Source organism: Streptomyces sp. NPDC031670 (assembly GCF_055580545.1).
On the sequence record NZ_JBVILC010000018.1, the window covers coordinates 31636 to 53874 of the forward strand.

Below are 22239 nucleotides of genomic sequence, written 5' to 3' on the forward strand. Positions count from 1 at the left end.
CGCGCCAGCACCGGCCACGCCGTCGCCGCGACCGGCTCCCCCAGACGCCGCGCCCCGACCGCTGCGGCAAGCAGCTGCCCCTGCCAGCCCGGAAATCTGTACGCGGGCGAGGCCGCCGCGTGGGCCGGTCGCCGCGATGGCGGCGACGGCCGCCTCCTTCACGATGCGCGCCGAGCGGACATCCACCAACAGCGTCGACTCTTCGCAAGCCACCAGGGAGTTCCCCCACACATAGGGATGGGTATCGACCACAACTCGGGGGTGCGAAACCAACGCCAGCGCGGCACGAAAGCCACAGCAGAGCGCGTGTCATACAGGGGAGCAAAAAGACCGGTGAGCCGCAGTCGCGAAGGGAGGACCTGGCGGCCTCGGGGCCGCCCCAGCCGGCGAGAAGTGAGCTGGATCATCGCGAACCCGGTTGACCTTCAAGTTTGCCAGATGCTCAGGTAAGGACATGGAAACGAGCACGGCCAGTGATCGCGTACCCGAAGAGGCGATCACGCTCCTTGAGGCGCTCCTCGCAAGCGACAATCCTGTCTATCGTGGTCTGCGAGCACAGATCCCCCATCTGCGGGTGACCGGGCACTGCACCTGTTCCTGCGCCAGTATCGAACTCGGCTTGGACGAGACGCTGACGGCCGCCGCGCCCGACATCGACGACGGCGTTGCTGCCGAGGCCGAAGTCCTCGATGCCGACGGACAGCCCATCGGCGGTGTGCTGGTCTTCGCCCACGGCGGCTACCTGTCCTACCTGGAGACTTATACCTGGCTCGACAAGCAGATCACGCAGTTCCCCTCCCCCGACCGGCTCTTCTGACTCATCTGAAAACGGCCTTCGAGGAGCCTGCCTGCCTCCTGATCGGAGGCGGGTAGCACCGCGCCAGGTCGACGGGGCCCATCGGGGGTTGCCGGGATCGTCGCGCTCAGTCTCTCGGTGCCGCACGACACCCCCCAGAGCGATGAGCCTGGCCAACAGGTCCGGGTCATCACATGGTGGTCCTCGTCGGTTGCGTGCACGGTGACACGTCGTCCACCGTTGGGACGGCGCCGCGACCCCGAGCTCCCTCGTAACCGCGATGACCGTCTCGCAGGCATTGTGGGCGGAGACATTCACGGGTAGCGGCTGCGGAAGTCCGAGCGGCTGCTGAACATCTCGGGACCGGGGCGGGAACGGCCCGGCGGTGACTGGCGGTGGCGCCTGCCGCTTGCCGACCAGGTACTACTGGCGGCCTTGTATCTCCACACCAACCTCACCATGTGGCGGCGGTTCCCAACTTCTCCTCACCGCTGTTCTCTCTGCAGCCGGACCTCTACACGTCTACGGCGTCGGTTCCAGCCTCTGACCGCGGTCGGGGCGTGCTCTATATGACACGGCCGGCATCGGGAGCGGTCCCCGATGCCGGCCTGTCTTTACTCTATGGACGGCGGCAAGCCTCAGCCCTGAGTTGGATCAATCCCAGGGGTAGATGTCCTGTTCCGCCAAGGCGGCCTCGTCCCTGGCATGGAGAAAACGCGCCTCTCCCCATCCCAGGAGCGATTCATCCGAGAGTGGCGAATCGGCCAGATCTCCGCGGAGAACACCGAGGATGAATCCGCTCATGTTGCATGGGTACAGAGACCAGGCGAGGCTTCCCCGACTGAACACTGCCACTGGCCAGGCGTCAGGATCTGGATGGCCGGTAAACCAGCAGAGCGCGTCAGCGCCTACCGTTTCACCCCAGATGAGCATCTTCTCAAGTGGATGCTCCAGGGCAAGTTGCGGGGATCCCCATCCGCCATATGAAGTGGCTTCACCCAAGGACTTTCGTGCGAATCCGGATACCGCGTTCGGCTCGGATTCGGTCTGACGGGGTGCCAGGACCACGAGCTGGTCCTCGATGGAGCCGCACCCGTATCGGGCCATGAAGTCCTTGAAGTCGGTCGGGAAGCGCGTTTCATAGACGCGTTCCATCTCGTCCCAACTGACATCTTCCCCCGCCGTCTCACCCATGACACTCAGCATGCGAGCGAGTTCGGGGATCGCGGTCTCGAAACGTGGCGCCATCGCCGCTGTCACTCCACCCATCCGTTCGGAGCCCGGTGGCCGAGATTGTACCATTTTCCGTCCCTCATGCTCCTGATCTCATTGGGGACTTCCGCATCGAAACGCAGCGAAGGGCTACCGTTCGGACTATAACCGCTCGCCTGCATGCGGTAGGCGTACGGAACTACCTCGGAGCCTGAGTACAGCGGTGTCACACGGTAGTGGACGACTTGGTTGCCCTTGATGGCGTCACGTACCTGCTCCTCGTAGTCCGCCATGTTGGGTACACGGTGGGGAGGTTGCCCCTTGACGTTGGGCGTGGAGTTAGCGGTGCGCGAGCAGGTCGAGATGTTTTCGTACATGAGGCCGTCGCCTCCCAGCGAGTCCGCCAGCAGGTGGCAGGCGTTCCGCCATCTCGAGGCTGGCGAGTTGCCCAGCTTCTGCACCTCGATCGCGGCCCAGGTGTAGCCCGGGGGCTTCCTCACATCATCCGCGTCCTCACCCTTTTTGGTGAAGGTCTTGGTCTTGGAGCCTGGGTTGGCGTCGATGAACGCAGCGTCAAGGCATGCTTCCACACCCACGGCGCGGCCTCCGTTGACCGCGTCGACGGGTGAGTAGTGCCGCCAGCCGCCGCCGAAGCCGCTGCGGCAGTCCTCGTCCTGGTCCCTGCCCTGGTCGGCCTGGCCAGGGGTGTCAGTCACCGCAGGCGCGAAGACGGCAACAGCTAGTGCGTCGAGAAGTGCCTGGGCGCCGAACACGGTGGCCGCCGCGGCCGTGGCCTCGGAAAGTACCGCACCAGTTCCAGTGACCAGCACACCGATAATCGGGGGCAGGTCAGGCGCGGGAATGGGGTTACGGCCGTTGTGGTCGTTCTGGTCGATCACCGGTACCGGCGGGGCAGTCGGACGCTTTCCGTTTCCAGGACCCCGGGGGGTCTTCCTGTCATTTCCATGGCCGTGATGACCGCCACCCCCTCCGCCGTCACCGCCTCCGTCGTCGCTGCCCCAATCACATGAACGGCCGCAAATGGACTCTTCGGTGTCCCAGAGCATTGCCCGGAAGTTCCAGGGGTCCTCGCCCCGGTTCGCCAACTCCCGCTCGTACTCTGCGGGGTCGATGGTGATTCGTGCGTGCCCCGTCGGGTCGGTCCCGTTCAGCGGGCCGGCGTTGCCGTAGGTGTAGCGATTGGCCTGTACTGAAGGGTCCTGGTCCAGCTGCCACGTGTCGCGGCTGGTGAAGCTGCCGGTGCCGGGCTGGTACCAGCGGGCAGCCATGTTGATTTCACCGGTCGAGCTGTCGGTCCACCCCGACTGGTAGCCGAGGGATGGATTGGCGCCCGAGGTCGCCGTCACGTTGCCAAGGGCGTCATAGGTGCGGGAGGAGGAGACCGATGTGCCGTCCGCGGAGAGGGTGGCGACCACGTCGGTGTGCCGGTCCGTGACGGTCAGGCGGGCCGAACCGGGTGTCCCGGTGGTGGCGCTGGCGATCAGCGCGCCATCGGGCGTACGGCTGTAGGTCGACTTACCGTCCCTGACCAGGTTGTTGGAGCCACCGTCGTAGCTGAAGGCGGTGCCGTCTTCGGTCAGGATCCGGTCGAGTGAGTCGTAGGTGAAGGTCTTCGTGCCGTTGTTGACCGTGCGCTCGAAGGCATCCGAGTTGATGGTGCGGGTGGTGCCGCCGTCGGTCACCGACTTGACGGTGCCGCGGGCGGAGTAGTCGAAAGTCTGCGTGCCCCAGCTCTGGAGTCGGTTGCGGGAGTCGTAGGTGGCTGTGATGTCTCCCTTCTTCACGAGGTTGCCGGACTTGTCCCACTCGAAGGCGGTGGTGGTGCTCCCGCTCGTCTCCGTGGTCATCCGGCCGGCGAGGTCATAGGCGTACGTTTTCGTACCTGCCCCCGCAGTGCCCGCCGTGGCCCTCTTCACCAGGCGGTTGTCGAGGTCGTACTCGTACGCGGTGCCCTGGATCTGCGCACCGGTACCGGTGGGGGCGACATTGTCACCGCTCAGCCGGCCCAAGGCGTCGTACGTGTACGAGCGCTGTGCGCCGATCGCGAACGTGCCGCCGGCCGCCGGGCGTGCGTACTGCGTCAGCGTCGGTCGCCCGGCCGCGTCGTAGTCATTGCGCACCTGCGTGCCGGTCAGCGGGTCGGTCGTCGTGTCGAGACGTCCGGCCTGGTCGTAGGTGAAGACCGTCGAGCCAGCCGCGTCCGTGCGGGAGGCCATCTGGCCGTCCGCGTCATACGTAAAGGCGGATGTGCCCGAAGCGCCTTCGGCGCTGAGGAGTTGATCGCGGTCGTTGTAGGTGTAGGTGTTGCCCGCGAGCACTCCGTCGCCGCCCACCCCGGTCAGTCGGCCGGCGAGGTCGTAGGTCAGCGAGCGCGGACGGGTTGCCACGGCGGTGCCGGAACCGGTCTCGGCGGTCAGCCGGCCCAGGGCGTCATACGTCTTGTTGCGCTTGACGCTGCCCGGGAGCAGCTCGGTCACGAGCTGGCCTGCCGCATCGTAGACATTGGTCCACGTACGGTTGCTGAGAGCCGGGTGGAGCGCCGTGCTCGGTTCGATCGTGGACTCGGGAAGGCCCCACGCGTTGAACGAGTAGAAGGTGGCCTTGCCGCGGCCGTCGGTCAGGCGCGTGCGGTTGCCCGCCACGTCGTAACCGAGGGTCGTGGTGATGGAGTCGGTGGCTGTGACCGGTTCCACCTGCTTGGTCATCCGGCCGAGGGCGTCGTAGGTGTAGGTGCGCCGGGCGCCTGTGGCGGAGACCGATGCGGTGACGTTTCCGTCGGCGTCGTACTCGGTCGACGCCGAGCGCAGCGGCGTGGTGCCGGTGCCGTAGTCCGTCACGGCAGTCGCCTTGCCGAGGACGTCGTACGCGGTGACGGTCTTGCGGCCGGTAGCGTCCGTGCTCTCGGTCCGACGGCCAAGACCGTCGTAGGCGGCGCGCGTGGTGCCGCCCATCGGGTCCGTGGTCGTCAGGACTTCACCGGCGGTGCTGTACGTGGCGGTGCTGTGACGGCCGGCCGGGGTGCTGGACTCGGTCTGGTTGCCCGCGTCGTCCCATGTGTAGCGGGAGACGAGGTTCTGCAGGGTGGGTTTGCGCTCGACCGTGGTCGCGGTGAGCTCACGGCCCAGTTCGTCGTAGGTGGCCTCGGTGCGGGCTCCTGTCGGGTTGGTCGCGGTGAGCGGCAGACCGGTCGGGGTCCAGCTGAAGGTGGAGACACCGCCGCCGGACAGATCCGTGGAAGTGCCGTTGAAGGTGGTGGCACCCGGGGCCTGGAGACCTTGCGGACCAGCGAGGCTTGGGTCCGTCCTGCGGATCAGATGGCCCAGCTGGTCGTACGCGAAGTAGCGGGCACGGCCTAGCGGGTCGGTGGTGGAGATCGGGTTGCCCAGCGTGTCGTAGGCCTTGCGTGTGACTGCCGTTATGGGTGTGGTGGTACCCGGCGGTGTGTAGTCGGGGAGCGTGACCGCGACGGGGCGACCGAGCTTGTCGTTCTCCGTGCGGGTTATGAGACCGCGTGCGTCACGCGTCTCGGTAGCCTCGCCGAAAGTGTTGTAGCCGGTGAGCGTCTTCGGTGTGACGAGTGTGGCGGCACCGCCGTTCTCCTCGGCCTGCACCTGCGGCGCCGTCGTCTCGACGAGGCGGCCGAGCACGTCGTGGCGGCTGGTTGTCGTGTTGCCCCGCGCCGTGACCTGAGTCAGCGGCAGGTTCCGCTGATCGAAGGTGGCCGAGGAGACCCGGGTGCTGGTGCCGTCGGCGACGGTCACCTTTTTCGGGTTGCCCGCCACGTCGTACTCGGTCGTCGAGGTGAGCTTCGTGCCGGAGCCGTCGATCGACCGGGTCTGCTCGGTGATCCGGTTGTCGCCGTCGTAGGCCGTGGTCGTGACGCGGTTCAGGCCGTTCGGGTCGAACACGGAACGCGTGGTGCGTCCGGTGGCGTCGACTGTGCGGACCGTGGTGCGCCCACCGCTGGTCGTCTGTACGGCGGGGTTGCCCGCGCCGTCGTAGGTGTTGGATTTTAGGACGATGTCCCGCTTGGCGCCGTTGGCCTGGGTGACCTGCTTCGCCGTGGCCGTGGCCTTCAGGCCGTCGTCGAAGTAGGTGAAGGCGGTCGTGGCGCCCATCGCGTCCGTGGTCGAGGCCAGGCGGCCTGCCGGATCGTAGGCGTGGGAGACCAGGACCAGGTCATGGGTCTGACCGGAGGCATCGCCCGTCCAGTCCTTGAGCACCGACTCGGCCAACTGACCGCGCTTGGTGTACGCGTGCGTGACGACGTTGCCCGCCGGGTCCGTCTCGCGGATCACCCGGCCCAGCGCGTCGTAGCCCAGTGTGCTCACGCTGCCCGCCGCGTCCGTCACGCTCTCGTTCAGGCCGAGCGCGTTGTAGCGGTAGGTGGTGGTGCGGGTGGCGTCGCCGCCGGTGGTGTCCTCCGTCGACTCGGTGAGCAACTGCCCGTCCGCGTCGTAGGTACGGCTGACCCTGGCGGTGTGCGTGACGCCGGTGATCTCGTTCTTGACGCCCGGGCCGGTTTCCGAGGAGACACGGGACAGGGCGTTGTAGGCGTACGTCGTCGTGACACCGTCGGGAGCCGTGTCGGAAACCTGGGTCTCCGTCAGTTTCCGGCCGATGCCGTCGTAGGTGTACGTCGTCACCAGGCCGGAGGGCGCCGTCGACCTGGCCAGGTCGCCGCTTGCGAAGTACGCGTAGGAGACCGTGGCGCCGCCGGCGCTCTTCTTCGTGGCGACAAGGCCGGCCGGTGTGATGCCGCCGCCCACCGCGGGTTCGTTGCCCGAGGTGTACGTGGTCGACGTCGTACGGCCATCCGCCAGTGTGACCGTGTCGGTCAGGCCCAGGGCCGTGTAGGACGTCGTGGTCCGGTAGCGGTTGTCGGCCGATCCTGTCGACCGCGGGTCGCGGACAGCCGTGGGCTTGCCGTTGCGCGGATCCAGCGCATCGGTGGCGTTCACGTAGTACTCAGCGAAGGACGTCCAGCAGGAGTTGGCGTCTCGGCATGTGGTGGTGGAGACGGTATTGCCGTGTGCGTCGTGGCCGGTGATGGTCGAGTGACCGTTGGGGTCGGTAAGGGTGTGCAGGAAGCCTCCGGTGTCGTACGCGTAGGTGGTGACGCCACCGTCCGCGTCCGTGGAGGAGACCCGGCGCTGGCCACGCACCATGTCATAGGTGCTGCTGGTCTTGGCGCCCGCGGGGTCGGTGACCGTCACCGACGAGGAGAGGGATGAACCCGCAGCCTGCGTCCGGGCGTTGTAGTGCTTGGCGACCTGCTCCGCGCTGAGGGTACGTGGGTAGACGGCGACCTCGTCCATCTGGCCGGTGAAGTAGCTGACGCCATTGCCCGGGGAGGCGGGCCAGTACTGGGTGAAACCTGCTCCGATGACGGAGGTCTTGTTGGCTTCGTGGTCGACCGGCACATTGGTGGCCTGAGCGACCTGGGTCCCGTCCAGGTAGAGCGTCTGTGTTCCGCCTTGCGCCGTGATCACGGCGTGGTGCCACTCGTTGTCGGTCACCGTGTTCGCAGACACGTTGGTGGCGCCGATACCGCGGGTGAAGTACTGCCCGTGAAGCTTGCTGTCGGAGCCGACGTACAACACCGGCGTGTAGCTGGCACCGGAGTCAGGGATGGGACGGTTCTGGTCGCTGAAGAGCACGCCCGGCTTAGTGGTCTTGAACCACAGCTCAACCGACAGGTCGGTCTGGGGGATGGACGCACCGGGAATTTCGGCGTAGCCATTCCCGGAGAACTCGACCGCCGAACCCTCCCCTGCCCCGAATACCCCGGGCCTGGCGAGAAGGGCGTTGGTGTAGGTGCCGTTGCCTCCGGTGACGGCGACCTCGTTCACCACGCTCGTGCCGCTGGGCTCGTCCAGCTGCCAATAGCTGGAGGGAGCGTCGGCCATGACAGTGCCCTGGTACTGGGCAGCGTTTCCGGTGATCAGGCGGTTGCGGGCCTTGTAGTGGTCGGCGACAGTCTGGCCGGTCAGTTCCGTCGTGTAGAAGGCGGCCTCGTCGACCTGCCCGTTGAAGTAGCGAGTCGCGCCCGGCTGCCCATCCCAGACCTCGCTGGAGTAGCCGGCGCCGAGGTAGGCGTATGCCAGGGTCTCCGGCTTGACCACACCGGTCTTGGAACCGATCTTGCTGCCGTCGAGGTACAGCGACTGGCCCGCCGGGCCACCGGTGATGACGGCGTGGTGCCATTTGTTGTCGGTGACCTTGACGCCGCCCATGACCGGCCAGCCCGCGGACGGACCGTCCCACAGATGGCCGCGCAGCTTGCCCTCGGCGTCGATCAGCAGGCTCGCGTTCCACATCTGCGGAGTGGTACCCAGCTCGCTGTTCTGCAGACCGAGCAGCACGCCGCTCGGCTTGTCAGTGCGGAACCAGAGTTCCACCGACAGCGCCGTCGCCCCGGCCACGGACTCGCCGGGCACGGAGATGGCACCCCGGGAGCCGTCGAGTGCGACGGAACCGTCGTCGCCGTCGAGGAACGCGCCGACGCTGCCGAGGGTGACGCCGTCACGGTAGGAACCGTTTCCGCCCGCCGCTATCTGGTTGACGGCCTCGGCCCCGGCAGTCTCGCCAAGTCGCCAGTAGGCCGCGGGGTTTCCTCTCTGCACGGCGTCCGCGTAGGCGGCGGAACCCGCGCTGTAGGTAGGTGCCGATATCTGCCAGGTGCCGCCGTTCTCGTCGGTCACACTGGTGGCGCGCCCGGTGTCGTTGTCGTACTCGACCTGTCCGCTGACTCGGCCCGAGGGCAGGGTCATCTTGGAAAGCTTGGAGGAGCCGGTACGCGCTGCATAGTGCGCGCGGACCGACCCTGCGTCGAGGGCTCGGTGGTAGACCGCGACCTCGTCCATCAGGCCCTTGTAGTAGCGGGTGCCGTACGTGCCCGTCCCGTCCCACGTCTGGTCGGTGAAGCCGCCGCCGAGGTAGGTGAAAGTCTTGGTGGCGTGGCTGACGGGACCGGCCAGGGTTCCGACGGCCTGGCCGTCGAGGTAGAGGGTCTGGCCGGTGCCGGTGCTGGTGATCACGGCGTGGTGCCAGGCGTTGTCAGTGACGGTTGCCGCGGAGGTCATCGGGGTGAGACCCCCGTCGGCCTTCTCGAAAGCGCCGCGCAGCTTGCCCGCGGAGTCGACCGCGAGGACGGGGTTGTAGACGCCTGGGTGGGGCGCTGTCAGCGGGTCGTTCTGGAAGCCGACGAGGACACCGTTCGGCTTGTCCGTCTTGAACCACAGCTCCAACGACAGCACGGTGGAGGATGCCAGGGTCGACTCCGGCAGCTGTACGTAGGAGTTGGTGCCGTTGAAGGAGGCCGCCTGGTTGGCCGTGCCCGCCAGAGCACCGGCGCTGCCGAGGTCGACGTCACGGTAGTGCCCGGCATTCGTGCCCGTACGGGAGACCCCATCGCTCTGGGCGGTCTCGCCATCGGTCTCGCCGAGCCGCCAGTAGCCTACGGGGTTGGCATCCTGCACCATGGCCCGGTACTGGGAACCGCCGGTGTACTGGTACACCGTGCACGAGGTCGTGGAGGACGGCGGACAGACCTTGGCCAGCTGGTCGCCCTGGTAGGTGTATGACCAGGTGAGAGCGGGATTTCCGGGGCCGACGGCGTCGGTGGACACAGTGGCGACGTGCGTCCCGCTCCAGGTGAACGTCAGCGCCCGCTTGGTGAGGGCGTCGGTGGCCTTGGTGAGCCTGCCGCCCGTGTAGCTGAGCTGCTGCTCGCGCCCGGAACCGTCCCTGACCGTGGTCAGCAGGCCGGTCGCGTCGAACGTGTACAGCGCCGCACTCGCGTCACGCAGCGTCCAACCCCCGGCTACGGCGGTCAGCACACCCATGGAGCCGGACGGTGCACTGTAGGTGTTGTCGTTGCTCTTGCCGAAACGGACCTGACTGCCGTTGGCAAGGGTGACCACCACGCTGCCGTCGGGCTCCGCGGTGGCACGCATGTCCCAGCGGGTGGCCCAGCCTGCGCCGAAAGCGTTGGCCGGACGCGGGTCCTGCGAGTTATAAGTGCGGGTGACCGCCAGTTCGGGGCCGACCGTGGATACGGCGGCGTCCGTAGCGGCGGTGGCGTAATTCCCCGACCTCTCGTCATACCGTCGGCCCGGGTCCGCGCTGCCCAGGTGCGAGGTGATGACGGGCTGCGGAACCTGCGTGATCAGGATCGAGGGTGCGCTACGGGAGGACTGGTCCTTGCCGTCGTTGGCGTACGCATACCAGGCGTAGGTCTTGGCCCAGCTCAGCCAGCCGGAGGGGACGGTCCAGCTCTGCGAGGCCGCCTGTGCGCTTCCCCGGCAGTTCTTCCGGGTGTCCTTGCCCTCTACCTCACACACCTCGAACTGGTACGTGAGGGGGCTCGGGTAGCGGTCCCGGTCTGCCGCAGCGGCCCACAGCGTCGGGGTGAGCGTGTCGGCGATCGCTCCGCTCGGAGGCGCCGCCCCCGTGAGGTACGGGGGTGCGTTGACCGCATCGAACCTGATGGCCGCGCCGCCCACGCCGTCCGCCGCGAAGCTGGACACGCCGTACTCGTCCATCGTCCATACGAGCGTGTAGGTCCCTGGCGCGAGAGGCGCGATCTTGGCATCCACCGTCGCCGAGCCACCAGGCGCGACGTCGTAGGGCATCGACGTCCACCGGATCTTGCTCCAGTAGTCGCCGCCCACCAGTGTGCCGTTCGCGTCATACAGGTCATACCGGAGCTTGAAGTTGCTGTCCTTGCCCCAGGTCTGCTGCCCCTGGTTGGTAACCGTGACCTTGAAGGCGCCTTCGGTCGTGGCCGTCATCGGCTGGACCCACTGCCCCAGCTGATAGGTGGCGCCGTACTTGGACCACGTGACGTCGAGGGCGGGCTTGCCGTTCGGATAGTTGTCGGACCCGAACTGCTTCCAGGCGTACGAGTCGGAGGTGGATGCCTTGATCGCCAAGCCGTAGTTCGGCTTGCGTCCATGGGTCCAGTCATCTACCAGCTGGCGTCCGGCACCACCGAGATCGATCGCTTCCCAGGCAGGACCACCGCAGGGATACCCGGTTTGGCCCTCGGGCCGCCAGCCGTGGGCGAAACTCTTCGAACCGAGAGCATCACCCGTGGCAGGGCCGGGCCACGAAGAGGTCGAGCCCTCCGACCAGTTCGACGTGATGGGGTGAATGGTCACCGGCCGGGCCGTGCAGGAGTACGACCAGGTGTTGAAGAGCTGGAGGTTCACTCCCTGCACGAACGCGTTCTTCAGGGAAGCATCGATACCGTCGAACCTCACGAACGAGGCGGCCTTGTTGCCGCCACCGTTCGAGGTGCCGACCTTCAGGACCGTGTCCGCGGAGAAGTTCTGGTTGAACGAGGCCTGGACGTAGGTACCCGACGACGCGCCCACACGGGTCGCCGAAGGATCCACCTTCACGGGGAAGACCCGCTCAGGTGCTGAGAGCCACTTGCGGTCGAGGCTGACAACCAGGACCTGCCGTGCACCCTCACGCAGGATGTCGTAAGTGACACCGGAGGAAATGGCGCCCTCGTTGGAGTTGGAGCCCTTACGGGAGTCCTCCATCCAGCCGGCGGGCATCCAGGCCTGCTGTCGGCCCGCGGAGTCGAGGAAAGCGATGCCGCCGTGGCCGTCGAGCTTCGCCGTCAGCCCCTGCGAGGCAAGCGGGAAACGCCATACGGCGGGCGCGTCCTTGGTCTTGAGGACAAGCGTCTCCTTGACGGAATCGCTGCCCGCTATCAGCTCCACATCCGCGCCGCTGCGGACCTCGGGATACGTGATGATGCTCCCCGCCACGGTGCCCTGCACATGCGCAGCGTCCTCGATCCCGTAGGCGACAGCGTGGGAGTCGTCCACACCGAGACGGACCAGAGTCTGGGCGTCGGCAAACTCGGCGAAGCCCAGCTGTTCCTCGGTGGACCGCGGCGCCCACCCCGCGCCTGCGCCGCTCATGCTTCGCATCGCACTCTGCGACCCGCGGGCCAGACCCGTGTCGATGGCTTTCCACGATCCGTCGGACGAGCGGAAGTTCACGTCTTCGTCGTAGAAGCGGCTGGTAAAGGTGCCGTCCTTGTTCAGGAACGTGCGCCCGCGCTTGGTCCGCTTGCCAGCAACCTCAGTGCTGGTCTTCGCGTCGAAGCCCTTGGGCGGCGCCACCTTGGGAGCGGCCACCTTGGCGAACGGCACCTTGGGCGACGGCTTGTGCTCCCCGCTCAAGTTCGCAGGCGGAGTGCCGCCGGCGAGCGGCAGCTCGCCCGGCGCCTTCAGCGCGCCACCTCGTCCCCCTCGCGCCGCCGCGTCCGTTGCGTCGCCGGAGACACTGTGGCCCCGCCCGCTCGCCGATCCCCAGCCCTGTTCAGGCCGTTCACCGGCACTGTGGCCGGTCTTCGTGGTGACCCACTGGTCCACCGCGAGTGCAGCCTGCTCTGTACCTGCCAGAACGGCCATGATGAATGCCACTAGCAGTACTAGTGGTCGCGCTGTGCGCACAGATGTCCCCCACCTAGATGATCAGTGGGCTCGTCATATCGTTCACACAGCGAACTCACAACATCCGTCCTAAATTCACCCCGCCCCAGTCGGCACCAACCGGGACGACGAAACATCTGCGATCGTGAAAATCTGGACGTAAGACTCGGTTGCGCTACCTTCCGTCGTGGGAAAGCTCACTTCTCGCCTCAACAGGGCAACTCTTTCCAGACATGACGCAGCGTTGCGGAACGGCCGCCGACTCGTGCGAATCCCGCCGTCAGGCGACCCCTGGCCATCAAGGGTGGCTCGGGCCGATTCTGAGCAGCCGTAGGCCCGGCCCCGGTCGAAGGCGGGCAGGCTGACATGCCTCGGCGTCCGCTAGAATCGGCAGGTCGGAGGGCATGTGATGTTGCAGGTTCTGTACGGCGGGCAGACCGGGGAGCTTGACCTTTCCGGGGCGCGTCGAGGCCTCTTGGCGCTCGGGCAACTGCTGCGGGACGGGCCTGGAAGCTGTGATCCTTCTGTGCCTGGAAGGACGGCCAGGGCAACGGCGCGATGCTCAAGGCGAACACGAACAAGCCGACGCTGGAAACCTGGGACAACCAATTTCGAGTGGTCATCAACAGCACGTCTCTGATCTCCTGCGCGTACGAGGACGCGAACTACGGACTCACCCCGGGGCTACAACGCCTGCCAGCCCCGCAAGGTGTATGCCACCCACATGAGCCCGGCCATGTACAGCTCGCTGAAATTCGTCCGCACCGTACGGGAGTGCGGGGCAGCCCCCTACCCTGGACGGCGCAGACGTCGCCGAAGTTGTCGGGGTTCAGGGGCTGGACGCCGACCGGTATGAACGCCCTTGCTGGCGCCGGTGAAAGGCGCTGAAGCTACATGGAGCCGGACCGCGCTGGCAGAGGCGAACCGTGTGTTCAGGACACAAGTGACGCAACACCAGGCCCCGGCGCACCCAGGCCGCGCGTTCGCTTCAGACTGCCAAGGCGTGTTGGGCGTGAACGGGCGGCGCACAACGGTCGTCACCACGATTCGGGTTCGCAGGGCCCCAAGACCAGCTGACTTGGCTACCTTCCTTGGACGCGCTGCCGAGTCGGGCAATGCACACCCTGCTGGGGCAGTGACCGAAGGCGATGCTGTGTGCGCTGATCAAGCCATGAAGAAACTGATTACAGTCACCGCTCTCAGCCTTGGCGCCCTCGCGGGCACTATCGCTCCGGCCCAGGCGGATGGCACTCCTCCCCCGGTCACCACCAACGGTGAAGCCAGCGCCAAGTGCTCGCCGAACTTACGTCGCAAGGGCAGGCGAAGCGGGACGGAGGCGGACTGTTGAACTCAGCTGTCGCGAGTTCACGGCCTGGTAGCTGTGGCCGTGAGTCGGTCACCGAGCTGGCTTCTCCGGTACAGCACATGCCGTCCGTCACGTGTCCGGGTGACCAGTCCTGTGGAGTGCAGGACACGCAGATGTTGGGAGACAGCGCTTGGGGTGACTCTGAGACGGCGGGCGAGTTCTACGGTGGGCAGCGGCTCTTCCAGGATGCTGAGCAGGCTCGCTCGGGGTGAACCGAGCAGGGACACCAGGGCGGTTGCGTCGACGGCCGGTATCTCCGAGCTCCACAGCGTGGCTACTCCCCGGCTGGGATAGACGAGGCTCGGCGGCTCGTCCGGGCTGACGGGAGGCGCGGGCTTGTGGGCGAACACGGACGGCAGGAGCAGCAGTCCCCGGCCGGATGCCACAACCCGGTGCCTGCTGATCATCTTGTGGATGTAGAGCTCTCCGCCTTGCCAGCGCAGGTTCGGGTGCATGTCGGCGAACAGCAGTCGGGCGCCCCCCAGGGCGAGCTGGCGGGCGCGGTAGGTCATGTCGGCTTCCAGCACCAGCCGCATCTGCGGCCATACCGGCTCGATGGCCACCTTCCAGTACTGCCGCAGGAGATCGCAGATGGCGTCGCGGAGTCTGGCGACGGGTGCGTCTTCGGCGGCGGTGGCATCGCGGAGAGCTTCAGGGACGGGGTCGGGCGCGTGCGCCAGAAGCAGATCGTGGCGGACCCGAGCGCAGGAAGCCTGCCGGACGACAGAGAGCTCTTCTTCGAACGTCGGCGCGAAGCTCGTGGGATTCGGGGTCAGGAAGTCGGGGAGGGTACGCCGCAGGGCGACCAGGGACATCAGGAGACCGGTGTCGAGCGCGCCGAGTCTGCCGAGTACGGACCTGCGCCAGGGCAGGTGCAGCGCGGACAGACCCGGATCCTGCAACACCCGCAGGCTGAACAGGGTTTCATGCAGAGGGGAGAGGGCGAAGCGGGTGTCCGCGAGGTCCTCGACGTCGAGCACAAAGCTGATCATTAAGCCATACGCTACATCGATTGGCCGCACAGCGTCGATGCCGTGGACTTCATCCCATGACACACACCACGCATGTGCAGCGGACGGCGGTTGTCACCGGTGCGGCACGCGGTATCGGCGCCGCCGTGGCCAGTCGGCTGGCGGGAGACGGCTTGGCGGTCGGCGTGGCCGACCTGGACCAGGCGGACCGGGCCGATACCGTCAAGGCCAACCCGAGTGCCGGCGGGGCGGTGCTGGCCTTCGCCATTGATGCCGCCGACGCAGCTGCGGTCGCTGCGGCCCTCGTCCGGATCGCCGCCGCGTTCGGACCGCGGCCGGTGCTGGTCAACAACGTCGGCATCGGGCCCCATACCGCCTCCTTCCTCGTAAGCCCCGGGTCGGCGTTGGCCTGCGGCCAGGGGATACACATGGCGGGTGGGCGGTGGACTGAAGGATGAGCCGCCGGACGCTCCTCATTCTGGCTGTCACGTGCGCCGTGGCGGTGGGCAACATCTACTTCCCGCAGGCCATCGCTCCACTGGTAGCCGACGGACTGCATGTCTCACCCGATTCGGCCGCTGCGGTGGTGACCGCCACACAGGCCGGCTACACGGCCGGGATGGTCTTGCTGGTGCCACTTGGCGACCGGCTCCCCCACCGCCCCTTCCTCGTCGTCCTCCTCGCCCTGACCGGCCTGGCCCTGCTCGCAGCGGGTTGCGCACCGGCTCTGCCGGCCCTCATTGGCGCCAGCACCCTCGTCGGCCTGACCACTGTGGGCGCGCAGATCGTCGGCCCCCTGGCGGTCGGTCTCGTGGCCGCCGACCGCCAAGGAGCGGTGATCGGCGCCCTGTTGAGCGGATCGACCGGCGGCATGCTGCTGGCCCGGACCTTCAGCGGCACGCTCGGTGAGTGGCTGGGCTGGCGGGCCCCCTACCTGATCGCCGCGGTCCTGGCCCTGCTCCTCGCCACCGTTTTGGCGTTCGCGGTGCCGACCACAACCCCGTCCTCCCGCCAGCGGTACACAGCGCTCCTGGCCGAGCCGCTGCGCCTGCTGCGCACCGAGCCAGACCTGCGCCGCTCGTGTTTCTACCAGGCAACCGTCTTCGCCGGGTTCTCCGCGGTCTGGACCTGCCTGGCGCTCCTGCTCGCCGGACCGGCCTACGGGCTGGGTGCCCAGGCGGTCGGAATGATCGCCCTGGTCGGAGCAGCGACCATGGTCTGCACCCCGCTCGCCGGCCGCCTGGTGGACCGCTACGGTCCCGATCCAGTGAACCTGGTCTGCATGCTCGGCGTCCTCGTCTCGGCCGCGACCCTCACCATGGGTGCCCGGGGCGGCTCGCTGGGCCTGACCTCCCTGACACTCGGCACGCTGCTCCTCGACACCGCGATGCAGTCAGGCATGGTCGCCAATCAAGTCCGCGTCTACACCCTCCGCCCCGACGCCCGCAGCAGACTCAACACCGCCTATATGACCTGCGCCTACCTGGGCGGCAGCACAGGTTCCTGGCTCGGGGTACACGTCTGGAGCCGGGCCGGCTGGTGGGGCGTGTGCGTGCTCGTCGCGCTGCTCGCCGCACTCGCCCTGGCCCGCCACCTACGGGCCATGTATGTACGCGCCAATGCCTCCACCGTGTCCGCCGCGCCGTTCTCCCCTTCGGACATGCACCCATCGACGCCGGCTCGTCAGACGCATGGGGAACTTGACCGGAGATGAGCCCAGCGACCGTGACGAAAAAAGGCGCGCTGCCGGGCGTGCTCATCCCCGGCTCCGTTCCGCGAGGCGCCGGGCGGCGAGGCGCGCGGTCGCCGCGCGGTCGGCGGCCTTGAGGGAGCGGCCGGGCAGCGGGATGTCGGCGAGCAGCACCGGGTCCGGCCGCCGTCCAGGCGCGCTTGGTTGCCGGTGGCGACCCACCGGTCCGGGGCCTCGCCCAGGTAGCGGTCCCGGACGGAGGGACCGGACAGCAGCAGCACGCCGAAGGCGTCCGCCGTGGCCTCCACGCGGGAAGGGGCCGACCGACCAGGTCGCCCTCGCCGGTGAACGCCATCCTCTCCGCCTGTTCGACCGCCCCGGCGGGGAACGGCTCGGTCAGTGCGTAGACGCCCCACGCCTCCTCGGCGCACGCTCGCTTGACGCAGGTGAGCAGTCGGGCGCTCGCGGGGGGGGACCGGTCCGCACCCGCCCGCTGAAGCGCGTTCCCTCGACCAGCAGCCGCCCCAGCTGAGGTGGCGTCAGGTACGTGGCCTGCGGGGCGAGACGGCGCAGTTGGGGGCCGAGCACGCGCGTGAAGACACGGGGCCGCTGGGCCGTCCGGCCCTTGGTGGTGCCCCGAGTCCCGGAGGCGCACCCGAGGCGAGGGCGCGGAAGTCGCTCGGGGTGGTGCCGGTGTGCCGGCGGAAGAAGGCACTGAAGGCTGTGGGGTGTGTGAAGCCGATGCGGTCGCCGACAGCGGCGGGGGGCAGGGCGGTGTGGACGAGGAGGCGTTTGGCTTCCAGCAGGACCCGGTCGTCGATGAAGCGTTTGGCTCCGCATCCGACGGCGGCGCGGGTGGCGCGGGTGAGGGTGCGCGTGCTGTAGCCGAGGCGGCCGGCGTAGTCCTCGACCCGGTGGGTGTGGGCGAAGTCCTGCTCGAGGGCCTCGCGGAAGCGGCTGAAGGGTTCGCAGGCCGCACCTTGGGCAGGTACGGAACCTTTGAGGTGGGCGAGGCGGATCAGGAGGGCGGACAGCAGGTGTCGCATCGTCTCGATGTGAGCCGTCAAGGGCAGGTCGGACAGGTGGGCGTAATCGTCTTCGAGTGCGCCGAGGATGCGGATCAGTGACTCGGCCTGCCGGGCGGCGGGGGTTACGCGACCGGTTCGGGTGTCGGCGGCGCTGGTGAGCGTGGTGGCGGTGTCGCTGAGGAAGCCGGCCGGGAAAACGACCACGGTGCCCTCGGCCTCCTCCAGCGGGCCAACGAACTGCAGAACCTGTCCGGGCCTCACCCAGCGCCAGTCGCCGGGCTGGATCGTGTCGGTACTGAAGTCGGTCGAGCAGCGCAGGGTGCCTGCCCGGAGGTGGAGAAGCAAGTGGAAGACCGGGCGGCTGGGGCGGTAGGGGTCGATGCCGTGGCTGTGGGCGCGTTCGACAAGCCGGTCGAGTGGCACGACTTCGACGCCCGGCGGGGTGCCCGGCGTCGGACGGTAGGGGACGGCCGTGATCTCCCCCGAGGAGGAGCTCTGCGAAGCGTGTCCGTTTTTCTTCATGACGTGTCCCGAGTGTAGGCGGTCGGGGCAGCGCCTGGATCTAGCCTGCATGAGGCGGGAGCGCACCCAGGGTGCCCGAGAGAAGCGGCACGCCAACGCCTGACCCGGTGTCCGAAAGCTTCAGCAGGCCGACTGAGCCCGGGGGCGCCTCCTACGCCACCACCGGGGCGCGGCACGCGGCACCTCCGCGACCTCGCCACGCACCGTCCACTCCTTCCACGACGACCGGGAGATCGCAGATGACCATCGAGTACGCCACCCGCTACCGCACCCGCTCCCACATCCCTGCCGAGCCGTGCACGCCCTACTTCATCGAGAGGGGCCACGGCGACCGCGCCCACCTCTTCGGCGACCTGGTGACCGTCTACGCGGGCGGCGAGCAGACCGACAACACCTTCAACTTCTTCACTGTCGAAGGCCCCAAGGGCGACACCATCCCCGCCCACTCCCACCCCGACACCCACGAGGTCTTCTACATCACCGACGGCGCGGTACGCTTGTTCGTCGAAGACCTGCAGGGCAACCAGCACGAGAAGCTGCTGACCCCGGGGGACTTCGGCTTCGTACCCAAGAACTGCCCGCACGCCTATCGCATGGAACGCCACCACAGCCGGGTTGTCGGCGTGGCCGCCGGCCCCGGCGGCACCTTCGAGCGGTTCTTCGACAACCTCGGCGTCCCCACCGACGAGCTCACCCTGCCGCGCGAACCCGTCGTCCCCGAACCCGGCAAGTTCCACACCGCCGCCGAGCACTACGACGTGACCTTCCTGCCCGACCACCAGTGGCACACCGGGAACTGACCCCGGCGTATCGCGCCGCACCGACAGCGACCTGCTCGCCCTCCCGCCCGCAAGAGGCCACCTCCGTCGACCAATGGCGGTGTGCCCGCTGTGCCAGATGGCGGCGTTTCGCCCAGGACGAACCCACTCACTGCGCGGACCAACGCACGTAAGCGCTTCGACGGACCGGGGCACCGAGGACTACCAGTAGCCGGAGAACGAGACGCGCCTGCCCGGGCTCGGGTGCGGCAGAGGAAAGCGGGCCACTGCCCTCCGACGCGACCCGCGCCGCCTGCCTGCGCCCGGCACGCGAAGGCCCTCCTTGCAGCGGAGTCACGGCCAGGGAGCAGGGTTGTCCGCGGACAATCCCCATTGTCCGCTCGCAGTTCAGCTGCGACCTGCGTCGCCGCCGGCATCGTAAGGCGGACAACGGCGGTTCGCGCGAGGTTCTATTCGTCAGCCCGAAGCAGCAGCTCTACCGAGTTTGCTTTCGATCACCCAGGGGTCTTAATGGCAACGAGGACCGGAAGCCCACATCCGTCGGCGGAGCGGGAATGGTGCTTCTGGGAGGAGCGGCCCTGTCGGCTGCCCGGCAAGCGTCGGCCTCCGCGGCCAGTGGCAGCGAGATCGGCGCCCGGAACTCGGGCCAGTGCCGGTCTTCCTCCGGCATGGCCAGGGGCGACGACAGCCATCCCCACGTGGGAACCGCCGCCACCGCACGCCTCGCTCTCGCGCCCCGCACGAGCGGAGGCGATGCCATCCCCGTGCCCCCCGCGCACGCGGTCATCAGCATCGGCGACATCCTCATCACGCTGGGAGTCACCGTCGTCATCGCCACAGCGATGCACCAGCCCGCACCACAACACACCGCGGAGGCAAGACATGACTCAAACCATCACCGTACGGCGCCTGATAACGGCACTGTTCACCGTGGCCACCCTCGCCCTCCTGCTCTACACCATCGGAGCCCCGGACGTGACCGGCGGCTGACACCTCACCCTCAAGGAAACCGACGTGACCCGAACAATCAACGTACGGCGTTTGATGACGGCGCTGTTCACCCTGGCCACCCTCGCCCTCCTGCTCTACACCATCGGAGCCCCTGAGATGACCGGTGGCTGACCCGCGTCGAAAGGGAGCTGGCTGACTCGGGGGTTTCCCCGCCACAACAGCCAGACTCCCAAGGGGGACGCGCCACTTGGCCAGGGCGCCGGGTAGCCCCGGCTCCTGGCCCGGCGGCGGTCGTGGCCGTGGTGCTACCGCGATCTCGGCATCACTGCAGCCACAGCCACCCCGGAACTGGCTTTGGCCTTCCACCAGCGACCGTACGCCGTGCCCGTCGGCAACAGCGCCCGATGGCCTCTCTCCCGGTCGACGACGGCATCTTGAACCACCAGACCCTCTGAGAGCGCGCACGGTAAGCCGCACTCACGCCGGATGCATGAAGCCCGTCACGTACCACCTCATTCAGCGCGCCGGTACGCTCCCGCGCGCGCTGCGGCTGCGGCGGCCTCGGCGGCTTGGTCCGCAGCGGCTTCGTCGAGACGGTCGCCGGTGGTCAGCAGGCGGTAATAGAGGGGGGCGGAGACAGCACGGATGACCTCGTGGGCGTCGGTGCCCTCAGGCACCTCGCCTCGCTCGATGGCTTGCTGGACGCAGGGCGCCCACTCCTTGACACGGATGTCATAGAAGCCATGCAGAGCCTCGGCTGTCTTGGCCTCGCAGGTGGCGGCGGCGACCACTGCCTTGAACAGCGCTCCTTGTCGCGGGTCGGCCAAGGTGCGCTGTACGAGCCGGGCGTTGGCTTTGAGGTCGCCGAGCAGCGAGCCGGTCTCAGTACGGGGCAGTGACTGCTCGGCCATGTCCACCAGCAGATCGGCCACCAAGCCGGTCACCGTCCCCCAGCGGCGGTAGACGGTGGTCTTGCCCACCTCGGCACGGCGCGCGATGTCAGCGAGGTCCAGGTGGGCAAAGCCACCCTCCGCCAAGGCATCCCCCGCTGCCCGCAGCACCGCTGATCGCACCCGCGCCGTACGCCCTCCAGGACGGACGGTCCCCGGATCCGAACTCTCCAGCCCCATAACGGGTCTCCCGTTCCATTAATCACTCGCACCTGCTACGTTGAGATCACCTTAACGGAACTCCATGCCCATTAGTTAGTTGGGCAACGAGAGAGGAACGGCCATGGAATACAGGCGGCTGGGTGCATCCGGCCTCAAGGTCCCCGCGCTGAGCTTCGGTGCCGGCACATTCGGTGGTCAGGGACCGCTGTTCGGCGCCTGGGGCAACACCGATGCGCGCGAGGCACGCCGTCTCGTGGACATCTGCCTGGACGCCGGGATCACGATGTTCGACACCGCCGACGTGTACTCCGGCGGCGCCTCGGAGGAGGTGCTGGGCGACGCGATCAAAGGCCGCAGGGATCGGGTGATCGTGTCCACGAAGACCAGCCTGCCGATGGGCGATGGTCCAGGCGATGCGGGATCCTCCCGTTCGCGTCTGATCACCGCATGTGAGGACGCCCTGCGCCGACTCGGTACCGACTACATCGATCTGTTCCAGCTGCACGCCTTTGACGCCGGCACACCGATCGAGGAGGTCCTGTCCACGCTCGACGATCTCGTACGAGCAGGGAAGGTCCGTTACCTCGGCATCTCCAACTTCTCCGGGTGGCAGGCGATGAAGTCCCTCTCCATCGCGGAGAGGTACGGCCACCCGCGCTATGTCGCACATCAGGTCTACTACTCCCTCATCGGCCGCGACTACGAGTGGGAGTTGATGCCCCTCGGTCTGGACCAGGGCCTCGGAGCCCTTGTCTGGAGCCCGCTCGGCTGGGGACGGCTCACCGGCAAAGTCCGCCGCGGCCAGCCGCTACCGGCCAACAGCCGACTGCACCACACCGCGGACTACGGTCCGCCGGTCGAGGACGAACACCTCTACCGCGTGGTCGACGCCCTCGACGAGATCGCGCAGGAGACCGGCAAAAACATCCCGCAGATCGCCATCAATTGGCTGCTCCAGCGGCCGACCGTTTCCTCCGTCATCATCGGCGCCCGCAACGAGGAGCAGCTCCGCCAGAACCTCGGTGCCGTCGGCTGGACTCTCACACCCGAGCAGTTGGCAAAGCTCAATGCGGCGAGCGCCAAGGTAGCGGCCTACCCATACTTCCCTTACCAACGCCAGGAAGGCTTCGCTCGCCTGAACCCACCGGTGGGTGATGTTGCGACACTGCCTGCTGCATGACATGACACCTGACCCGCCGATCAGTCATCCGGTACGCGCTGCCCGGCGGGGCGGCCCGCCGCTGCTGCCCTCCCCAAGAACCGGACGATTGGCCTCCCCTACCTGTCCGGAAAAGCGTTCCTCCATGACGGTCTCCCACCGCATCCTGTCCCTG

At 67.7% G+C, this 22239-nt stretch carries 10 protein-coding genes and 1 pseudogene; 6 read left to right on the top strand and 5 right to left on the bottom strand.

The window, feature by feature from the left end; genetic code table 11:
* Positions 1–454: 454 nt before the first annotated feature.
* A complete protein-coding gene (locus ACZ5ID_RS28105) occupies positions 455–817 on the top strand; it encodes a hypothetical protein (RefSeq protein ID WP_468903316.1) in 363 nt (120 codons plus the stop codon).
* Between the two features lie 633 nt (positions 818–1450).
* On the opposite strand, the gene ACZ5ID_RS28110 is transcribed toward ACZ5ID_RS28105, so the two are convergent.
* A complete protein-coding gene (locus ACZ5ID_RS28110) occupies positions 1451–2056 on the bottom strand; it encodes a hypothetical protein (RefSeq protein ID WP_468903319.1) in 606 nt (201 codons plus the stop codon).
* A complete protein-coding gene (locus ACZ5ID_RS28115; protein WP_468903321.1) occupies positions 2053–12465 on the bottom strand; it encodes a LamG-like jellyroll fold domain-containing protein in 10413 nt (3470 codons plus the stop codon). Before ACZ5ID_RS28115 ends, ACZ5ID_RS28110 begins: the two co-directional genes overlap by 4 nt.
* Positions 12466–13020: 555 nt before the next feature.
* On the opposite strand from ACZ5ID_RS28115, the pseudogene ACZ5ID_RS28120 reads away from it, so the two are divergent.
* A pseudogene (locus ACZ5ID_RS28120) lies at positions 13021–13374 on the top strand (peptidase inhibitor family I36 protein); the annotation flags it as partial.
* A gap of 477 nt (positions 13375–13851) precedes the next feature.
* Here the strand turns inward: ACZ5ID_RS28120 and ACZ5ID_RS28125 are convergent.
* Entirely contained in the window at positions 13852–14844 is a 993-nt protein-coding gene (locus tag ACZ5ID_RS28125; protein WP_468903323.1) for an ArsR/SmtB family transcription factor, read from the bottom strand.
* Between the two features lie 56 nt (positions 14845–14900).
* Here ACZ5ID_RS28125 and ACZ5ID_RS28130 point away from each other — a divergent pair, with 56 nt between their 5' ends.
* Positions 14901–15281: an SDR family NAD(P)-dependent oxidoreductase gene (locus tag ACZ5ID_RS28130; RefSeq protein ID WP_468903325.1), complete on the top strand. Its 381-nt coding sequence runs from the start codon at positions 14901–14903 to the stop codon at positions 15279–15281.
* Positions 15278–16537 (top strand): MFS transporter, encoded by a 1260-nt coding sequence (locus ACZ5ID_RS28135; RefSeq protein ID WP_468903328.1) that lies wholly within the window; start codon positions 15278–15280, stop codon positions 16535–16537. The genes ACZ5ID_RS28130 and ACZ5ID_RS28135 overlap by 4 nt, the downstream gene beginning before the upstream one ends.
* A 515-nt stretch (positions 16538–17052) precedes the next feature.
* Here the strand turns inward: ACZ5ID_RS28135 and ACZ5ID_RS28140 are convergent.
* Complete coding sequence (locus ACZ5ID_RS28140; protein ID WP_468903330.1) at positions 17053–18063, bottom strand: helix-turn-helix domain-containing protein; 1011 nt, start codon at positions 18061–18063, stop codon at positions 17053–17055.
* 239 nt (positions 18064–18302) lie between these two features.
* Between ACZ5ID_RS28140 and ACZ5ID_RS28145 the strand changes: the two genes are divergently transcribed.
* Positions 18303–18863, top strand: coding sequence for a quercetin 2,3-dioxygenase (locus ACZ5ID_RS28145; protein ID WP_468903332.1), 561 nt, complete (start codon positions 18303–18305; stop codon positions 18861–18863).
* 1442 nt (positions 18864–20305) lie between these two features.
* Here ACZ5ID_RS28145 and ACZ5ID_RS28150 read toward each other — a convergent pair.
* On the bottom strand, positions 20306–20923 hold the full coding sequence (locus tag ACZ5ID_RS28150) for a TetR/AcrR family transcriptional regulator (RefSeq protein WP_468903335.1): 618 nt from the start codon (positions 20921–20923) through the stop codon (positions 20306–20308).
* A gap of 103 nt (positions 20924–21026) precedes the next feature.
* Between ACZ5ID_RS28150 and ACZ5ID_RS28155 the strand changes: the two genes are divergently transcribed.
* On the top strand, positions 21027–22085 hold the full coding sequence (locus tag ACZ5ID_RS28155; protein WP_468903337.1) for an aldo/keto reductase: 1059 nt from the start codon (positions 21027–21029) through the stop codon (positions 22083–22085).
* Positions 22086–22239: the final 154 nt, after the last annotated feature.